The organism is Pantoea sp. JGM49 (assembly GCF_018257655.1).
Lineage (GTDB): Bacteria > Pseudomonadota > Gammaproteobacteria > Enterobacterales > Enterobacteriaceae > Pantoea > Pantoea communis.
Genome location: NZ_JAERJM010000005.1, coordinates 69,448 through 88,520, shown reverse-complemented (window position 1 = coordinate 88,520; position 19,073 = coordinate 69,448). Strand labels below are relative to the sequence as shown.

Annotated in this window: 14 protein-coding genes; 6 read left to right on the top strand and 8 right to left on the bottom strand. The window is 56.6% G+C overall.

Annotated elements, in window-relative coordinates; genetic code table 11:
• Positions 1–21 precede the first annotated feature (21 nt).
• The 3 genes from JK231_RS10580 to idnD form a co-directional block, all read right to left on the bottom strand.
• A complete protein-coding gene (locus JK231_RS10580; protein WP_045831845.1) occupies positions 22–1,341 on the bottom strand; it encodes a gluconate:H+ symporter in 1,320 nt (439 codons plus the stop codon).
• A 79-nt stretch (positions 1,342–1,420) separates the two neighbouring features.
• A complete protein-coding gene (gene idnO / locus JK231_RS10575) occupies positions 1,421–2,185 on the bottom strand; it encodes a gluconate 5-dehydrogenase (RefSeq protein ID WP_211728497.1) in 765 nt (254 codons plus the stop codon).
• A gap of 9 nt (positions 2,186–2,194) precedes the next feature.
• Positions 2,195–3,226, bottom strand: a complete 1,032-nt coding sequence (gene idnD, locus JK231_RS10570) for an L-idonate 5-dehydrogenase (protein WP_211728496.1) — start codon at positions 3,224–3,226, stop codon at positions 2,195–2,197.
• Positions 3,227–3,698: 472 nt separating this feature from the next.
• Between idnD and JK231_RS10565 the strand changes: the two genes are divergently transcribed.
• Positions 3,699–5,702, top strand: a complete 2,004-nt coding sequence (locus JK231_RS10565; RefSeq protein WP_211728495.1) for an NADPH-dependent 2,4-dienoyl-CoA reductase — start codon at positions 3,699–3,701, stop codon at positions 5,700–5,702.
• On the opposite strand, the gene rlmG is transcribed toward JK231_RS10565, so the two are convergent.
• The gene (rlmG, locus tag JK231_RS10560) at positions 5,703–6,821 is read right to left on the bottom strand and encodes a 23S rRNA (guanine(1835)-N(2))-methyltransferase RlmG (RefSeq protein WP_038644545.1); all 1,119 of its coding nucleotides are present in this window, start codon (positions 6,819–6,821) and stop codon (positions 5,703–5,705) included. It lies immediately after the preceding gene.
• Between the two features lie 81 nt (positions 6,822–6,902).
• On the opposite strand from rlmG, the gene JK231_RS10555 reads away from it, so the two are divergent.
• The gene (locus JK231_RS10555) at positions 6,903–7,403 is read left to right on the top strand and encodes a M48 family metallopeptidase (protein WP_034830993.1); all 501 of its coding nucleotides are present in this window, start codon (positions 6,903–6,905) and stop codon (positions 7,401–7,403) included.
• On the opposite strand, the gene JK231_RS10550 is transcribed toward JK231_RS10555, so the two are convergent.
• Positions 7,400–9,079, bottom strand: coding sequence for a chloride channel protein (locus JK231_RS10550; RefSeq protein WP_211728494.1), 1,680 nt, complete (start codon positions 9,077–9,079; stop codon positions 7,400–7,402). The genes JK231_RS10555 and JK231_RS10550 overlap by 4 nt on opposite strands.
• A gap of 139 nt (positions 9,080–9,218) precedes the next feature.
• On the opposite strand from JK231_RS10550, the gene JK231_RS10545 reads away from it, so the two are divergent.
• The 3 genes from JK231_RS10545 (at position 9,219) to sstT (ending at position 12,907) form a co-directional block, all read left to right on the top strand.
• The gene (locus tag JK231_RS10545; protein WP_211728493.1) at positions 9,219–10,205 is read left to right on the top strand and encodes a Gfo/Idh/MocA family oxidoreductase; all 987 of its coding nucleotides are present in this window, start codon (positions 9,219–9,221) and stop codon (positions 10,203–10,205) included.
• Between the two features lie 257 nt (positions 10,206–10,462).
• Positions 10,463–11,434, top strand: a complete 972-nt coding sequence (locus tag JK231_RS10540) for a TerC family protein (RefSeq protein WP_182056892.1) — start codon at positions 10,463–10,465, stop codon at positions 11,432–11,434.
• Between the two features lie 228 nt (positions 11,435–11,662).
• The gene (gene sstT, locus JK231_RS10535) at positions 11,663–12,907 is read left to right on the top strand and encodes a serine/threonine transporter SstT (RefSeq protein WP_058959524.1); all 1,245 of its coding nucleotides are present in this window, start codon (positions 11,663–11,665) and stop codon (positions 12,905–12,907) included.
• Between the two features lie 87 nt (positions 12,908–12,994).
• Here sstT and JK231_RS10530 read toward each other — a convergent pair whose 3' ends face one another.
• The 3 genes from JK231_RS10530 to uxaC are packed head-to-tail and all read right to left on the bottom strand — an operon-like array spanning position 12,995 to position 17,356.
• Positions 12,995–14,485, bottom strand: coding sequence for an altronate dehydratase family protein (locus JK231_RS10530; RefSeq protein ID WP_097119535.1), 1,491 nt, complete (start codon positions 14,483–14,485; stop codon positions 12,995–12,997).
• 4 nt (positions 14,486–14,489) lie between these two features.
• A complete protein-coding gene (locus JK231_RS10525) occupies positions 14,490–15,938 on the bottom strand; it encodes a tagaturonate reductase (protein ID WP_211728620.1) in 1,449 nt (482 codons plus the stop codon).
• A gap of 2 nt (positions 15,939–15,940) precedes the next feature.
• Positions 15,941–17,356: a glucuronate isomerase gene (gene uxaC, locus JK231_RS10520; protein ID WP_097119533.1), complete on the bottom strand. Its 1,416-nt coding sequence runs from the start codon at positions 17,354–17,356 to the stop codon at positions 15,941–15,943.
• Between the two features lie 389 nt (positions 17,357–17,745).
• Between uxaC and JK231_RS10515 the strand changes: the two genes are divergently transcribed.
• On the top strand, positions 17,746–19,047 hold the full coding sequence (locus tag JK231_RS10515) for an MFS transporter (protein ID WP_097119559.1): 1,302 nt from the start codon (positions 17,746–17,748) through the stop codon (positions 19,045–19,047).
• The last annotated feature ends 26 nt before the right edge of the window (positions 19,048–19,073 follow it).

The following is a 19,073-nucleotide window of genomic DNA, read 5'->3' as shown; positions in this document are numbered from 1 at the left end:
ATCCTTGTGCAGCCCATTGCATCAGTGAATGATGGCGTTGAGTGCCAGCACACCGGCCAGGCCGAGGATCGAGATCAGCGTCTCCATCACCGTCCAGGTTTTCAGGGTCTCCACCACGCTCAGGTTGAAGTAGCCCTTAAACAGCCAGAAGCCCGGATCGTTGACGTGTGAGGCGATCACGCTGCCCGAACCTACCGCCAGCACCATCAATGCCGGATCGGCATGGGTCACCGCGATGATCGGCGTGACGATCCCAGCGGTGGTGATCGCCGCAACCGTGGCCGATCCCAGCGCGATACGCAGCATCGCTGCCACCGTCCAGCACATCAGCAACGGAGAGAGCGACGATCCTTTCATCATGTCCGCGATATAGTTGCCCACGCCGCTGTCCACCAGCACCTGCTTGAACGCACCACCACCGGCAATAATGAAGACGATCATGGCGATGGCGGCAATCGACTCACCGCACATATCCATCACTTCTTCCATCTTGCGACCGTTGCGCAGACCCAGCGTCAGCACCGCTATCACCACGGCAATAAACAGCGCCACGGCCGGGTTACCGATGAACTCGAAGAACTGACGCAGCGGGTTTTCTTTTGGCGTGGTCAGCTCAAATACCGCTGCAATCGCCATCAGCACCACCGGGATGATGGCGGCGAAGATACTGATACCGAAGCCCGGCATCTCTTCTTCGGTGAAGATTTTCGGGTTATACAAGCCTTCCGGCGGCGACTTCTCAAAGCTTTTAAGGAATTTCGAGAAGATCGGACCGGCCACAATCACCGTCGGGATGGTGATGATCATGCCGTACAGCAGCGTGGTACCGAGGTTAGCGCCAAAGATGGTGGCGATAGCGGTTGGGCCAGGATGCGGCGGCAGGAAGCAGTGCGTCACGGAGAGCGCAGCCACCATCGGCACGCCGACGTACAGCAGCGGCAAACCGGCAGCAGCCACGATGGTGAACACCAGCGGCAGCAGCAGCACGAAGCCCACTTCATAGAACATCGCCAGACCGACGATCAATCCGGTGACCACCAGCGCCCATTGCAGGCGTTCTTTACCAAAAGCGGCAATCAGCGTAGTAGCGACGCGTTGTGCCGCACCGGTGTCCGAGACTAATCGCCCGAGCATGGCACCGAAGCCGAGGATCATCGCTAATCCACCGAGCGTCGAACCGATACCTTTCTGGATCGAGGCCATCACGTTGAGCGGCGTCATCCCTTCGGCAATACCCACCACCGCCGAGACAAACACCAACGCAATAAAGCCGTTGACCTTAAATACAATCATCAATACCAGCAGCAGTATCACACCCAGCACAATAATGGTTATTGGCATTTTTTATTATCCTTAGGAATACAGAGGGGTGATTAAGGTTTAGGCGCGGCCCGGCGAAAATGCCAGCCGCGCCATGACATTACACGGCGACGCGCATACCGCCATCAACGAACAGCAAGTGACCATTGACGAAATCAGACGCGCCCGAGGCGAGGAACACCGCAGCACCGATCAGCTCTTCCGGTTTACCCCAGCGGGCGGCTGGCGTGCGTTTGGTGAGCCAACCGGTAAAGGCCGGATCGTCGGCCAGCGCCTGCGTCATCTCCGTGACGAAGTAGCCCGGTGCAATGGCGTTCACCTGGATGTTATGGCGCGCCAGCTCGACGCACATACCGCGCGTCAGCATGGTGACGGCACCTTTGGATGCCGCGTAAGGCGTGATGGTGTCGCGGCCCAGTTCGCTTTGCATCGAACCGATATTGATGATTTTACCGCGCTGGCGATCGACCATTTTTTTCGCCACGGATTGAGAGACCAGGAACACGGCGGTCTGGTTAACGGCAATCACGTCATTCCAGTCCTGCTCCGGGAATTCGAGGAACGGACGGCGGCGCTGGATCCCGGCGTTGTTCACCAGAATATCAATCGGTCCCCATTCGGCTTCAATCTCATCCACCGCCTGCTGCACCTGCGCAGACTGCGTCACATCAAAGGCTTTGGCATGGGCGCGCAGGCCCAGCTCGCGCAGTTTCGCCGCACCCTGCTCTGCCCCCTCTTTGGTGGTGGCGTTGACGATCACTTCCGCGCCGGCTTCACCCAGGCCCCGCGCCAGCAGAAAACCAATACCGCGCGCCGAACCGGTGAGTAATACACGCTTGCCTTCGAGGGAAAATAACTGACTCATCACTGCTCCTTAAAAGGTTAACTGGACTTTCGCCGCACGGGTTTTATCGCCGGCAAACTGCAAAGCCGCGTCGATGTCCTGCAAATCGTATTCACCGCTGAACAGCGGCAGCGGATTGACCACACCGTTCGCCAGCCACTCAACGGCGGTGTTGAATTCATGGATAAAGCGGAAAGAACCGACCAGCTGAATCTCTTTGGCAATCAGCGCCATGATCGGGAAGTTCGGGATAGTGCCACCCATGCCGACCTGCACCAGCGTACCTTTGGCGCACACCACATCGAGGCAGCGCTGTAACGAGGAAGGATGGCCAGAAGCCTCAAACGCCACATCGAAATAGCCTTTGTCGGCCAGATAAGGCGTGAAATCGCCCTCGGCGGCATGGATCACATCGGTCGCGCCCATCTGCTGCGCCATCTCCAGCGAACGCTCGCTAATGTCGCTGCACACCACAGAGGCGGCACCGCGCGCTTTCGCTGCCGCCGCAATTAAGCAGCCAATCGGACCGACGCCGGAAATGAACACGTGCTTGCCGGTAAGATCGCCCGCCTGATGCGTGGCGTGAATACACACCGCCAGCGGCTCGGCAAACACCATCACGGTTTCATCAGCATCCTGTGGGAAAGGCACGCACTGTTTGCTGTCCACCACTTTGTACTGGGTGAAACCGCCGTCGACATGCGGCACATACATCGCACTGCCGAAGAAGCGCATCGAGGTGCACTGGTTTTCCTGATCGCGCTGGCAGTATTTGCACTCGCCGCACGGTTTGGAGGGATTGACCGCCACTTTCTGATTCGGCTTCAGGTCCGGGTTGTCGCTTTCCACCACATGACCAATCACTTCATGACCGAGGATCATCGGCATTTTGACTTCGAAGCTGCCGACTTTGCCTTCCTGATAGTAATGCAGGTCAGATCCACAAATGCCGCCGCGCGTAATACGCACCAGCGTGCCTGTGCCGTCCCAATTCACCTGTTGCGGTGCGACGCTGACCTGCTTTTTCCCGGTAATCACGCAGGATTGCGTTTCGATATTCATGGTTTCCCCATTTGTTGCTGTTGCAATGGGGGCTATCAAAGCGGGATCAGAGGCTGAAAACTGTGAACCAGATCACTCTAAATCATGTTACGAAATAGCTGTTACCTGGAACGTGAACTGCTCGTACAGAAGATGGAAGCGGGATCACTTTTTGCTGGGGAAAACCAAGACTCGTCTTGGGGATTAACCACAGTGAGCTATGTCATTATCGCCGCACCCTCACCCGGGAAAGTCGTCTGGATTGAGTCTGACAGGAGTCATAACTATAGAGCTAAATCATTAGCCCTCATCTTCAAGCTGTTTCAGGGTGCACAGGTCTCTTCCCGTGCCGGGCGAAGGAGTCCGAACCTTTCGCCTGCGACCTGTCGCCCTGCTTTTTTTGAGGTTTCTCACAGCCTGAACACCGCGAATTTCCATCCCAATCAATTCCCGCTAAAGTTGACTCATCCGACCACTTTCCGAGACTGTGTTCATGACTGAGCATTACGCCCACCTGTTTGCCCCGCTGGATCTGGGATTTACCCAACTAAAGAATCGTTTTCTGATGGGCTCCATGCACACCGGGCTGGAAGAACACACTGATGGCGCCACACGATTAGCCGCGTTTTATGCGGAGCGCGCGCGGGGAGGCGTGGCACTGATTGTGACCGGCGGCATCGCACCCAACCCACAGGGCGTGGTGGCACACGGCGGCGCCATCCTCAATCAGGAGAGCCAGTGCGACTGGCATCGCACCCTCACCGATGCGGTGCATGCCGAGGGCGGCAAAATCGCGCTGCAAATTCTGCATGCCGGGCGTTACAGCTATCAACGCGATTTGGTTGCGCCTTCAGCGTTGCAGGCACCGATTAACCCTTTCACGCCGCGCGAACTGAGCGATGGCGAGATTCGTCAGACCATTGCGGACTTTGCCCGGTGCGCCAGGTTGGCCCAGCAGGCCGGTTATGACGGCGTCGAGATCATGGGCTCCGAAGGTTATCTGATTAATCAGTTCCTGGTGGCGCACACCAACCATCGTGACGATGAGTGGGGCGGCGATGTGCAGCGCCGTCGGCGCTTTGCACTGGAGGTTACGCAGGCGGTGCGCGAGGCGGTCGGCCCGGCGTTTATCATCATCTTCCGCCTGTCGATGCTCGATCTGGTAAATAACGGCAGTTCGCTGGAAGAGACGCTGACGCTGGCAAAGGCGCTGGAGCAGCGCGGTGTAACGCTGTTTAACAGCGGTATTGGCTGGCACGAAGCGCGCATCCCGACCATCGCCACCTGCGTACCGCGTGCCGGCTTTGCGTGGGTGACGCAGCATCTGCGTGAAGCGGTATCCGTCCCCGTTATTGCCACTAACCGTATCAACCATCCGCAGGTGGCGGAATCGCTGCTGCGCGATGGCATTGCCGATATGGTGTCGATGGCACGTCCGTTTCTTGCCGATGCGGCCTTTGTGCGCAAAGCACAGGCCGGGCAGCCAGATGCCATCAACACCTGCATCGCCTGCAATCAGGCCTGTCTCGATCAAATCTTTGTCGGCAAGGTCACTTCCTGTCTGGTCAATCCCCGCGCCTGCCATGAAACCCTGATGCCGGTGATCCCTGCTGAACAGCCTAAACAGATTGCGGTGGTCGGTGCCGGCCCGGCGGGTATGGCGTTCGCGCTACAGGCAGCCGAGCGCGGCCATCAGGTCACGCTGTATGAAGCCGATGCGCAGATTGGCGGCCAGTTTAATATCGCCCGCCAAATCCCCGGTAAAGAGGAGTTTAGCGAGACACTGCGCTACTTCCGCCATCAGCTGGAGACACAGGGCGTGGCGATTCGCACCGAGCATCGCGTGAGCGCTGATGAGCTGGAAAGTGTGGATGAAGTGGTGATCGCCACCGGTATTGCGCCGCGTCAGTTGTCGATTCCCGGCATCGACCATGCCAGCGTACTCAGCTACCTCGATGTGATTCGCGATAAAAAGCCGGTCGGCCAGCGCGTCGCCATTATTGGTGCGGGCGGTATTGGCTTTGATACCGCCGAGTTTTTGCTGCATCAAAACGCGCACGAAGATTTCTATCAGAGCTGGGGCATCGATCACAGCTTACAGGCGCGCGGCGGGTTAGCCCGTCCGCAGCCGCTGGCAGCGGATCGGCAAATCTGGCTGTTACAGCGTAAATCCGGCAAGCCCGGCGCCGGGCTGGCGAAAACCACCGGTTGGATCCATCGCGCCAGTTTGCAGGCGCACGGCGTGCAGATGTGGGGCGACGTGGAGTATCTGAAGATTGATGATGCCGGATTGCACTTGCGCCATCAGGGCGAGCCGATCACGCTGGCGGTGGATAACGTGGTGATTTGTGCCGGGCAGGAACCGTTGCGTCAGCTGGCGGATGAGCTGGCCGCACGCGGTAAAGCGTTAAAGCTGATTGGTGGAGCCGATGTGGCGCAGGAGCTGGATGCTCGCCGCGCCATCGCACAGGCCACTGAGCTGGCGCTCAGCGTGTGATTAACGCAGTTTGACCGAACGCAGCACCACGAACTTGGCGTTAGACGCCACCAGCTCACAGTTGCCAAACAGCTTTTTCATTTTGACGTGATAACCGAGGTGGCGGTTGCCGACAATACGCAACTCGCCGCCGTACTGCAGGCAACGTTTGGCATCACGCAGCATTTGCCAGGCCAGATGATCGGTCACCGCGTGCTGCTGATGGAACGGCGGGTTGCACAGTACCGCGTGCAGACGATCCGACGGGAAGCCACTCAGCACGTTGTTGACGCGGAACTGACAGCGCGCCAGATCCTGCGGGCGGTTCACTTCCACGTTGAGCTTACTGGACGCCACGGCCATGTAAGATTCGTCATAGAACAGCACGTCCGCCTGCGGGTTCTGCTCCAGCGCCAATAAACCAATCACGCCGTTGCCGCAGCCAAGATCGAGGATTTCCCCTTCAATATCTGACGGCAGATGCTGCATAAAGAAACGCGCACCCACGTCCAGCGATCCGCGAGAGAACACGTTAGCGTGGTTGTGAATCTGGTAAGAGGAATCGTCCAGCGGCCACACCGTGGTCTCTGACACCTCCGGCAGCTGAGGTGCACTGTATGTGCAGTAGATCAGACGAGATTTTTTCCACGCCAGCGAAGTTTTGCTCTCACCGAGAATGCGATCGAACAGCTGCTGCGTGGAGTTGTGGATGTCTTTGGCTTTGGCCGCGCCAAGGATCAGCGTGTCTGGCGTCACCACTTTACGCAGCGCGCGCAGTTGGTGCTCCAGCAGAGCCAGCGCTTTCGGGATTTTAATCAGTACGACAGCAGGCGCAGCTGGTAGCGGCGCCAGGCTATCGATAAAGTGCACCTGATCTTCGTCCATCTCATTAAGACGCAGGTTCTGTTTCGCCGCCTGCTCGCTCAGCAGCGAGTCGCTGACGTGCCACACTTCACGGCCGTTCAGTCCGCAGGTCAGCGCACCAAAGCTGTCGTTGAACACCAGCACCGGTCCTTCTGGCAGTTCTTGCTGCAACAGATATTCATCGGCGGAATCCCACGCCTGTAACGGGCTTTCTTCACGCATCGGCGGGAAGCGCTGCAAGGTCAGCGTGCGATTGGTCAGTTCAAGTTGGCTCATGGAATCTCCGGCGTGGTACACTTTGCGCGATTTTCGCCCTAAAAAGGGGGCGCAGTATACTGTCTTTCGTCGGGAATCCCAATGTCATTAATCTATCTGCAGGGTTATCCTGAAAACATCCTCGAACAGGTGCAGTTGCTGATTGATAATCAGCGATTGGGCAGCTTTTTGCAGGAACGCTATCCTGACACGCACAATATTGTCAGTGACCGTGCGCTGTATGATTACACCCAGGCAATGAAAAATCGTTATATGCGCAGCGCGCCGCCAGTGAGCAAAGTGATCTGGGATAACAAAATCAAGGTGATGAAACATGCGCTTGGCCTGCACACCGCCATCTCGCGTGTGCAGGGCGGCAACCTGAAAGCCAAAGCCGAGATTCGTATCTCCACCTTCTTCCGTCTGGCACCGGAACCGTTCCTGCGCATGATCGTGGTGCACGAACTGGCGCACCTGAAAGAGAAGGATCACGACAAAGCGTTCTACCAACTCTGCTGCCATATGGAACCGGATTACCACCAGCTGGAGTTCGATGCGCGCCTGTGGATGACGGATCAGGCGATGCGCGGTAACGCGGCTTAAAGAAACTCCTGCGCCTTCTGAATCAAACTGGTTTTGGTCAAGGCACCCATAAAGCGGCGCTCTTGTGGATTGTTGAGCACCGGTAAACGCTCCAGCGTCACGCGAGCAAAGGCCTCCCAGCCTTCACGCATACTCTGGTTCTGATAAATGCACGGGAAGTTATCGTCCATCACGCTGCTGACCGGTGAATCGAGGGTGATCTCCTGTGACAGCACCTTGCGCGAGATATCATGGATTGATACTACCCCCAGGAATTGCCCCGCACTGTTGATCACATACACATAGCGTTCGCGCTTCAGCGAACTGACTGCCAGCGCCTGCCCCACAGACTCTTCCGGCTGGAGCGCCGCACCAGGAATGATCAGCTGATCTACGCGCATATTATCGAAATCGAATTTGGCTTCTGAGCGGCTAAAGTGGTTGCTCACCACCGGGTAGGTGCTGGCCGATTGCAGCCGATACACCACCATGGAAGAGAGCACCGAGGCGATCATGATCGGGAATAACAGGCTGCTGTTGAGCGTCATCTCCAGCACCATCAGCATCGCCATTAACGGCGCCTGACTCACGGCCGCTAATACCGCCGCCATACCAATCGCCGCGTAAAGCAGGCTATCGCCAACCGGCAGATGAAGTGCCACGCCCATCTGCGCCAGCGCCACGCCGAGCAGCGCACCAATCAGTAGCGAAGGGGTAAACAGACCGCCCACCGCGTTCGATCCCACCGACAGCGTGGTGGCCAGGGTTTTGAGCACCAGCAGGCCAATCAATCCAGCCAGCACATAGTGACCATCGATAATCTTCACGATCACTTCGTAGCCGTTGCCCAGAATATCGGTGGATATAAGCGCCAGAAAGCCCACCGCTAAGCCACCAAGCCCCAGACGTGCTGGCAATGATTTAATACGACCAAATAGCGTTTTGCTGCGGGCAATCAACTTTATCAGCAACCAACCGGCAAAACCGGCCACCACGCCAATCAGAATGGTCATCAACAAACTGCTGATATCCATCTGGAACAAGGCTTCGGAGAGCGGATAGAGCGCACTGCGAAAGCCAAGTGACCACATGGTCATCACCGCCACCGCCGAGGCGACAATCAGCGGGATCAGCCGCTGCAGCGCCGAGATACCAAAGGCAATTTCAGCGACAAATATCGCTGAGGCCAGCGGCGCGTGGTACACCGAAGAGAGCCCTGCCGCTGCCGCCATCGCCACAATATCGCTGTTACGCATCTGCGGGAACCAGCGGCCCATCAGGCTGCCACTCAGCGCGGAGAGCTGCACCATCGGCCCCTCTTTACCAATCGAAGCACCGCTGCCGATACTGGCAATCGAGGAGAGTGCACGAAACAGCGAGGTTTTGGTCGGCACCGCATCCAGGCGCGCGTTGATCACTTCGAGATAGTCGGTTTTAACCGTTTCCTGTTTCTCAATCGCCACCGCATAGCGCAGGAAGAACCCCGCCAGCACACCGCCCGCGCCCACCAGCAGCGGCCAGAAGATCCATGGCCAGACATGCATCGCCACGGTGATTTCGCTATCGCTGTTAAACAGCAGGCGGTTAATCAAATCAATGACGCCGCGAAATGCTAAGGTCACCAGCGACGCGACGAATCCCACGGGGATAGCAATCAGCAGTGTGGTCCAGTTCAATGCATGTTTACTTCCACTCACCCGCGCGTCCCCGCTAGCTGGTTAAAAAAATGTGCCGCATCATCATATTGGAATGCGGATCGCATGATCAAATTTCGTCTGACGAACGATCCGCTGAACATGCTACTCTGCCGCTTTACTGTTGCAGGAGTACAAAGCCGTGATTCGTTTTGCCATTGTGGGAACCAACTGGATAACCCGCCAGTTTATCGACGCCGCGCATGAGACCGGCAAAATGAAGTTAAGCGGTGTCTATTCGCGCCAGCAGTCACAGGCGGATGCCTTTATCGCTGACTATCCCTGCAAACTTACCTTCACTTCCCTCGAAGATTTGGCGGCCAGCCCGGAAATCGATGCGGTATATATCGCCAGCCCGAATGCGTTACACGCTGAGCAAGCGATGTTGTTTATGTCGCACGGCAAACATGTGATTTGCGAAAAACCGATGGCATCGAATCTGCGTGAGGCCGAGGCGATGATCGCCTGCGCGCGCCAGCATCAGGTAGTGCTGTTTGAAGCATTTAAAACCGCCAGCCTGCCGACCTTCCTGCAACTGCAGAACACCCTGCCGCAACTTGGCAAGCTGCGTAAAGCGTTGATTAACTACTGCCAGTACTCCTCACGCTATCAGCGTTATATCGACGGCGAAAATCCCAATACTTTTAATCCGCGCTGGTCGAACGGTTCGATTATGGACATTGGCTTTTACTGCCTGGCCGCTGCCGTCACATTGTGGGGCGAACCGCAGCAGGTGAAAGCGCAGGCTTCGCTGTTGGAGAGTGGCGTCGATGCGCACGGTGCAGTGGTGCTGAGCTACGGCGATTTTGATGTCACGCTGCTGCACTCCAAGGTGAGCGATTCACTGATCCCGAGCGAAATTCAGGGCGAAGCCGGCTCACTGGTGATTGAGAAAATCTCGGAATGCCAGCAGTTGCGCTTTATCCCACGCGGTGGCGAGAGCCAGAATCTGACGCAACCGCAGCATATCAACACCATGCTGTATGAAGCCGAGGCCTTTGCCCAACGGGTTGAGCAGCGCCAGGTCGAGCATCCGGCACTGGAAGCCTCGCGCATCACAGCAAAACTGCTGACGGAAATCCGCCGCCAGACTGGCGTGGTGTTCCCGGCAGACCAGGCTCAAGTGTAAATATTGCAGAATATTTCAAACTCCCCATTGAATCCTTGCGCGGTTGGACGTATCTTGACCGCTGCAAAGGGGAGTAACTTGTAAGCTGATTGATCGTCATTACGATGCTAAACGCATCCGGTCGTCAGGCAACCCGGAATCTATTCTGAGTTGTAAGTGAGACCTTGCCGGAAGGCGAGGTTTGCTTGCAGCTTGATCAAAGCGGCTAACGTCTTCTGACTTAGCCGCTTTTTTATTTTCCGGACAGGAATACAACTATGCACACTGTAGGCACACCGTTACTCTGGGGCAGCTTCGCTGTTGTTGTGCTCATCATGCTGGCGATCGATCTCTTCTTACAGGGACGTCGCGGCGCACAAACCATGTCATTCAAGCAGGCCGCCGTTTGGTCGCTGGTATGGATCTCCGTTTCTCTGCTGTTCAGCGCTGCGTTCTGGTGGTACCTCGAAGGCACCGCCGGCCGTGAAGTGGCGACCGCACAAACCCTTGCCTTCCTTACCGGCTACGTGCTGGAAAAAGCACTGGCGGTGGATAACGTCTTCGTCTGGCTGATGCTGTTCAGCTACTTCGCTATTCCGGCAAACCTGCAACGCCGCGTGCTGGTGTATGGCGTGCTGGGCGCGATCGTATTGCGTACCATCATGATCTTCGCCGGCAGCTATCTGGTGACGCAGTTCAGCTGGATCCTCTACGTGTTCGGCGCTTTCCTGCTGTTCACCGGCCTGAAAATGGCGTTTGCCAAAGAAGGCGATGACGCGGCAGTGGGCGACAAACCGGTGGTGCGCTGGCTGCGTAAACATCTGCGCATGACGGATAATCTCGAAGGCGAGAAGTTCTTCACCCGCAAAAATGGCGTGCTGTTTGCCACCCCGCTACTGCTGGTGCTGATCATGGTGGAGCTAAGCGATGTGATTTTCGCGGTTGATAGTATTCCGGCGATCTTCGCAGTGACGACCGATCCCTTTATCGTCCTGACCTCGAACCTGTTCGCGATTCTCGGTCTGCGCGCCATGTACTTCCTGCTGGCGAACGTGGCTGAGCGCTTCTCGATGCTGAAATATGGCCTGGCGATTGTGCTGGTGTTTATCGGCATCAAGATGCTGATCGTCGAGTTCTACCATATCCCGGTGGGCATCTCACTGTCGGTTGTGGGCGTGATTTTGGGCGGTACTCTGCTGATTAACGCCTGGGTTAACCACAGAAACGACCAGAAACGCATCTCATCATAATCTTCTGCAGGGGCGGTAATCGCCCCTGCTTTGTTTCGCCAGCTGCAAATTTCACCTTTCATAGCTCTGTCACATTTCACATCGTCAGCAGATCAAAAAACCGATCTGCGCCGCACGTCCAGAATTATCTCTTCCCTCACCAGGACTTTTCCTTATACTCCGCCGGGCAAACCGTTTGGCGCGGAGCAACCGCGCACAACACTCATACCGCTATAAAAAGACCGAACTATGCTAAATAACTTTATTGGACGTCTGGGCGCGCTGTTCGCAGGAAGCCTGGTAAAACAAATCATGATTGGCCTGATTGCCGGCGTAGCGCTGGCGTGGTTCTCACGTGATGCCGCTCTGGCCGTAGGTCTGCTGGGTGAACTGTTCGTTCGCGCCCTGAAGGCGGTGGCCCCGCTGCTGGTGTTGGTTTTGGTGATTTCTTCGATTGCTAATCATCAACAAGGGCAGAAAACCAACATCCGTCCCATCATCATGCTCTATCTGTTGAGCACCTTCTTTGCCGCTGTGGTCGCAGTCACCTTGAGCCATCTGTTCCCGCAAACTCTGTCAATGAACGTGGGCGCAACCGAAATTTCACCGCCGTCTGGCATTACCGAAGTGCTGCACGGTCTGTTGATGAGCATGGTGGCTAATCCGATTGACGCGTTACTCAACGCCAACTATATCGGCATTCTGGTGTGGGCCATCGGCCTCGGTCTGGCCTTCCGCCATGCCAGCCCAAGCAGCAAGGCGTTTCTTACCGATGCTTCGCATGCGGCGACGTGGGTGGTGCGTTGCGTGATTCGCTGTGCGCCGCTGGGGATTTTTGGTCTGGTGGCCTCGATTCTGGCCTCAACCGGCTTTGGTGCACTTGAGGAGTACGCAACGCTGCTGGCGCTGCTGCTGGGATGCATGGCCATCATGGCATTGGTGGTGAATCCGATTCTGGTGTTCCAAAAGATTCGTCGTAACCCTTATCCGCTGGTGTTTACCTGCATCCGTGAAAGTGGCGTGACCGCCTTCTTTACCCGCAGCTCTGCCGCAAATATTCCAGTAAATATGGCGATCGCCAAACGCCTGAATCTTGATGAAGATACTTATTCTGTGTCTATTCCGCTTGGCGCGACGATCAGTATGGCGGGCGCGTCGACCACCATCACGGTGCTGACACTGGCGGCAGTACACACGCTGGGCATTTCCGTGGATGTGCCGACGGCAATCCTGCTGAGTTTTGTGGCCTCGATTTGTGCCTGTGGCGCCTCGGGTGTGGCCGGCGGTTCGCTGCTGTTGATTCCGGTTGCCTGTAATATGTTCGGGATTCCGAATGACCTGGCGATGCAGGTAGTGGCCATCGGCTTTATCATCAGCGTATTGCAGGATTCCGCCGAGACAGCGCTGAACTCTTCAACCGACATTCTGTTTACGGCAGCGGTGTGCCAGGCGGAAGCCGAGCGCGAACCGCGCACGGTGTCTGAAGCAGAATAGATTGGCATTGCACAGGGCGGCACAGATGCCGCCCTTAAGATAAGCAGGTGTGATTGATGTCAGATGCACATCGATCGCACCTGATGTTTACAGCGTGACACCGCTCTTAAATATCGCTAACTCGCGGAAATCATTGGCTTCGTTACGCGCCGGTTGACCGTTGGCAATCGCCACAATCATATCGACGAAATCCTCCAGCATCTCCGGCATGCTCATGCCCTCAATCAAACGCCCGGCATTAAAATCGATCCAGTGCGGCTTCTTCTCTGCCAGCTGCGAGTTGGTGGCAATCTTCACGGTAGGCACGAATCCGCCATAGGGCGTGCCGCGTCCGGTGGTGAACAACACCATATGACAACCTGCGCCCGCCAGCGCGCTGGTGGCCACCGCATCGTTTCCTGGCGCGCTCAGCAGATTGAGGCCAGGCGTGACCAGACGCTCGCCATATTTCAGTACATCCACCACCTGGCTCTGCCCGGCTTTCTGCGTGCAGCCAAGGGATTTCTCCTCCAGCGTGGTGATACCGCCCGCCTTGTTACCCGGCGATGGGTTCTCATAGATCGGCTGCTGATGGTCGATAAAGTAACGCTTGAAGTCGTTGATCATCGCCACGGTTTTATCGAAGGTAGCTTCGTCACGGCAGCGGCTCATCAAAATGCGCTCTGCACCAAACATTTCCGGCACTTCGGTCAGCACTGTAGTGCCGCCGTTAGCGATCATTTGATCGGAGAAGCAGCCCAGCATCGGGTTGGCGGTGATGCCAGAGAAACCGTCAGAACCGCCGCACTCCAGTCCGAACTTCAGTTCGCTGAGCTTACCCGGCTGGCGCTGATCGCCACGCATCACATTGTACAGCGCATGTAGCTGCTCCAACCCCGCTTCGACTTCGTCGTCCTGCTTCTGACACTCCATAAAGTGCACGCGGTCACTGTCGAAGCCGCCCAGCGTTTCGCGGAACACATCCACCTGATTGTTCTCACAGCCCAGACCAATCACCAGCACCGCACCAGCATTGGGATGGCGTACCATGTTTTGCAGCATGGTGCGGGTGTTTTCATGATCCTGACCGAGCTGAGAACAGCCAAACGGGTGGCTGAACAGGTGCACCCCATCGATCCCTTCTGCCTCGTTGGTCTCCTTGAGGAAGCGCGACAGAATCTGCCGGGCGATGCCGTTCACACAGCCCACCGTTGGCAGAATCCACAGCTCATTACGAATACCGACTTCACCACTGGCGCGGCGGTAAATCTGCACCTCGCGATCGCCGGCCTGAGCGGGGATATCGAGAAACTCCGGCTGGTAGTCGTACTCATCCACATCGCTCAGATTGGTGCGGGCGTTGCTGGAGTGAATGATTTCGCCAATGGCGATCGGGCGCGTGGCATGGGCAATCGGCAAGCCGTATTTGATCACCAGCGCATCCGTTGCCAGCGGCGTCAGCGCGAATTTGTGACCGCGCCCAACCTCTTGCTGCAAGGTAATGAACTGGCGATCAATCTCGACTTTGGTATCGGCAGGTAAATCGCGCAGCGCTACCGCCACGTTGTCGCGCGAATGGATTCTTATCGCATCTTGCATAGCGTTATCTCAGTTGTACCAGCGCCGTCCGCATCCCGTGGACAACGATGTTTTGCAGGTGTTGGCTGACTGCGGCCACTAATCCGGGCCGCTGAGTGAGATCTTCGCCCCAGTGTGAGCGGTTGCTGAGTACCGCCTGCACCAGCTGTTCCGGGGTCAATGTGTCCTGGTTTACCGCTGGCCACAGCTCCGCGAACTGCTGCAACCAGTGGTCGTCGTCTTGTAAAGTCCACTGCTGGTCGCCCTGCTTGCCGCGATAAAACGCCAGTAGCGCGGCAAAGGCGAAGGTCAGGCGCGGTGGCCATTGGCCGGTTTGCTGCTGAGACAACAACAGCTGTGGCAGCAAACGGGTACGGAATTTGGTCATGCCGTTGAGTGCAATCGAAAGCAGCGCATGGCGGATAAACGGATTGCGGAAGCGACGCTGTACTGCATCGGCAAAGGCGTGCAGTTCATCGCACGGCAGATCCAGCGTCGGAATCACTTCCTCACGCAGCAGCGCATTAACATAGTTCGCAATGGCGGCGTCATCCATCGCCTCGCCGACGCTCTCCAGTCCGGCCTGAAACGCCACCGGCACCATCGCGGTGTGCGCACCGTTGAGGATCGCCACCTTCTGCGCTTTGTAGGGCGTGATGTCATCGACGAACTTCACTTCCGGCGCCAGCGCGGCGAGTTTCAGTTCTTGCGCCAGCGCATCGGGCCCCTGAATCACAGACTGGTAATAAACTTCGCCAGCCACCAGATAGCGATCTTCGTAACCCAGTTGTGCAGCGATATTGGTGCCATCGGCTGGATAGCCAGTAACGATGCGATCCACCAGCGTGTTATAGAACGCACAATGATCCAGCACCCAGCGGGCAAATTCCGGCGGCAGCTGCCAGTGCTTGATATAGCGCAGCACCAGATCACGCAGTGCATCGCCGTTGTGATCGATTAACTCGCACGGCACGATCAACCAGCCTTTCTCTGCCGCACCGCCAAAGTGGCGGAAGCGCGCCCACAGCAGTTGTGTCAACTTGCCTGGGAAGGAAGAGGCTGGCGCATCCTCCAGCCGATCCTGCTCAACAAAGGCAATGCCTGCTTCGGTGGTATTAGAGAACACAAAGCGCATCTGCGGCGCACGGGCCAGTGCGAGAAAACCCTCAAACTGCTGATAGGGCTGGATCTCGCGATTGAGGCTGCGGATTAGGCGGGTTTCACTTACCTGCTCGCCCTGCGTGTTCAATCCACGGATCAGCGTGGTGTACAAACCGTCCTGCTGATTCAGTGAGTCTTCCACCACGCGATTGCGCGGCCGCACCACCACCACGCCCGCATCGGTGCCCTGATGCTCATTGAGCCAGTCGAGCTGCCAGTCAATAAACGCCCGCAGGAAGTTGCCTTCCCCAAACTGGATCACGCGCTCGCTATAGCTTGCGCCGGGGAAATCGTGACGGTTTAGCCGCTGCATCATCAGGCTCCCAACTCAATGCCGAAGTAATCGCGCGCATTGTTAAAGCAGATGTTTTGCACCATCTGCCCCAACAGCGCTTCGTCGGCTGGCGCTTCCCCGCGTTCAACCCAATTGCCGATCATCTGGCACAGCAGGCGACGGAAGTATTCGTGGCGGGTGTAGGAGAGGAAACTGCGGCTGTCGGTGAGCATGCCGACGAAGCGACTCAACAGGCCGATTTGCGCCAGCTGCGTCATCTGACGATGCATGCCATCAAGCTGATCGTTAAACCACCATGCGGAACCAAACTGCATCTTGCCGGGTTCACCTTCGCCCTGGAAATTGCCCGCCATGGTCGCCAGCACTTCGTTGTCGCGTGGGTTAACGCAGTAAAGAATGGTTTTCGGCAGTGCATTGTTGCGGTTCTGCGCATCCAGTAAACGGCCCAGCGGGATCGCCATCGGCGCGTCATTGATGGAGTCAAAGCCTACATCCGGGCCGAGAATATCGAACTGCCGACGATTAGCATTACGCAGCGCGCCAATGTGATATTGCTGCGCCCAGCCGCGACGCGCATATTCGCTGCCAAGCCACACCAGCACCGCTGTTTTGAACTGCGCCACTTCTTCTTGCGTCGGTGCAGCACCTTGCAGGCGACGCGCCAGGATACTATCCAGCGTGCTTTCATCGGCCTCGGCAAACAGCACTACGTCCAGCGCATGGTCGGAGATTTTACAGCCGTGTGCGGCAAAATGATCGAGACGCAGGCTCAACGCGCGGCGCAGATCATCAAAACGTTGCACGCTGACATCGGCGACCTGTTCCAGGCGCTGAATCCACGGCAGGAAGGTATCCAGCTCAATGTTGAAGGCTTTATCCGGACGCCAGCTTGGCAGCACTTTAACGCTAAAGCTGGCATCGTCCGACAGCGTGCGATGGTGCTGCAGATCGTCAAGTGGATCGTCAGTGGTACCGACCATTTTCACCTTCATCTGCTGCATGATGCCGCGTGCGCTAAAGGCATCCTGCGCCAGCAGCTCATTGCACTGCTGCCAGATGCGATCCGCGCTCTGCTCATTCAGCAATACATCGGTAATGCCAAACGGACGGCGCAGCTCAAGGTGCGTCCAGTGATACAGCGGATTGCCAATAGTGTGCGGCACCGTGCGTGCCCAGGCGTTGAATTTCTCGCGATCGCTGGCGTCGCCGGTGCACAGCGCTTCGGGTACGCCATTAGCACGCATCGCTCGCCATTTGTAATGATCGCCTTTCAGCCAAATGTCATAGAGATTGGTGAAGCGGTAATTTTCGGCAATCTGCTGCGGCGGTAAATGGCAGTGATAGTCGAAAATCGGCTGGTCTTTGGCGTAGTCATGGTACAGACGACGGGCGAACTCGCTATCGAGTAGAAAATCCTCACTCATAAAACGCGACATACCTGCTTCCTCATGTTTGGGGCCAATTGGCTTCTGATTCAAAGTTATCATACCAATTTTGACGATCGGCAAAATTGTTTGCGATAGACCTCACAATAATGACAGTTTCCCTGTGGATATATGGACAAAATAGGCAGCCACATTGCACTAACTTGCTGTTATAACGCCTGTTTAGCGGATCACACAGCACATGCAGGGTTTTTGTGATGGCATTCAACTTTTAAAGTTGTATAACAAGTTAATCTCTCGCCTCGTTGATGCCGAACCTCATGGCACATCTCATAACAACAAGGCGGCAGGTCTAATTCGTCAACGCCGCCAGCGGGAGTGCTCAAGTACTCCCCCTACCTTTAATGGCAAGTGTTACGACAGACTGGAAGAGGTTAATGATGCGTAAGATCAAAGGGCTACGCTGGTACATGATTGGGCTGGTGACAGTGGGCACCATACTCGGTTACCTGACACGTAATACCATTGCCGTGGCCGCGCCGACGCTGGAAACGCAGCTGGGTATTACCACCCAACAATATTCCTATATCGTCGCCGCCTATTCGGCGTGCTACACCGTGATGCAACCTGTGGCAGGTTATGTGCTGGATTTGCTGGGCACCAAAATTGGCTACGCGGTGTTTGCCATCCTCTGGGCGATCTTCTGTGCTGCCACCGCCATGGCAGGCAGCTGGGGCGGTTTTGCGCTGGCACGCGGCGCGGTGGGCGCGGCCGAAGCGGCGATGATTCCTGCAGGCCTGAAAGCCAGTAGCGAATGGTTCCCGGCCAAAGAGCGTTCCGTCGCGGTAGGCTACTTCAACGTTGGTTCATCGATTGGTGCGATGCTGGCGCCACCGCTGGTGGTATGGGCGATTCTGGCGCACAGCTGGCAGCTGGCCTTTATCATTACTGGCGTGCTAAGCATGGCGTGGGCGTTGTGCTGGTTAATATTTTATAAACATCCTAAACAGCAAACCAAGCTCAGCGATGAAGAGCGTCACTACATTATTTCCGGTCAGGAAGTACAGCATCAGACCGGCAATAACAGCAAAATGTCAGCCCGTCAGATTCTGCGTAATCGTCAGTTCTGGGGTATTGCCCTGCCACGTTTCCTCGCGGAACCGGCATGGGGAACCTTTAACGCGTGGATCCCGCTGTTTATGTTTAAGGTCTACGGCTTCAACCTGAAAGAGATCGCCATGTTCGCCTGGATGCCGATGCTGTTTGCCGACCTCGGCTGTATCGTCGGTGGTTACCTGCCACCGCTGTTCCAGCGCTGGTTTGGCGTGAACCTGATTGTGTCGCGCAAACTGGTGGTGACCATGGGCGCGGTGCTGATGATTGCACCGGGCACCATTGGTTTGTTTACCAGCCCTTACGTGGCGATTGGTTTGCTGTGCGTCGGTGGCTTCGCCCATCAGGCACTGTCCGGTGCATTGATCACCCTCTCCTCGGATGTGTTTGGCCGTAATGAAGTGGCCACGGCAAATGGCCTGACCGGCATGGCCGCGTGGACAGCCAGCACCCTGTTTGCGCTGGTGGTGGGTGCATTGGCTGATACGCTGGGCTTCAGTCCGCTGTTTGCCGCGCTGGCAGTATTTGACCTGCTCGGTGCCTGTGTAATCTGGACCGTGCTGAAAAATCAGCCGGTATCGGAGCTGGACGTTCAGCACGTGGCACAACCGGCAACAGCTCGCACTTAATCTCCACGCTTTGGGCTGGCGCACGT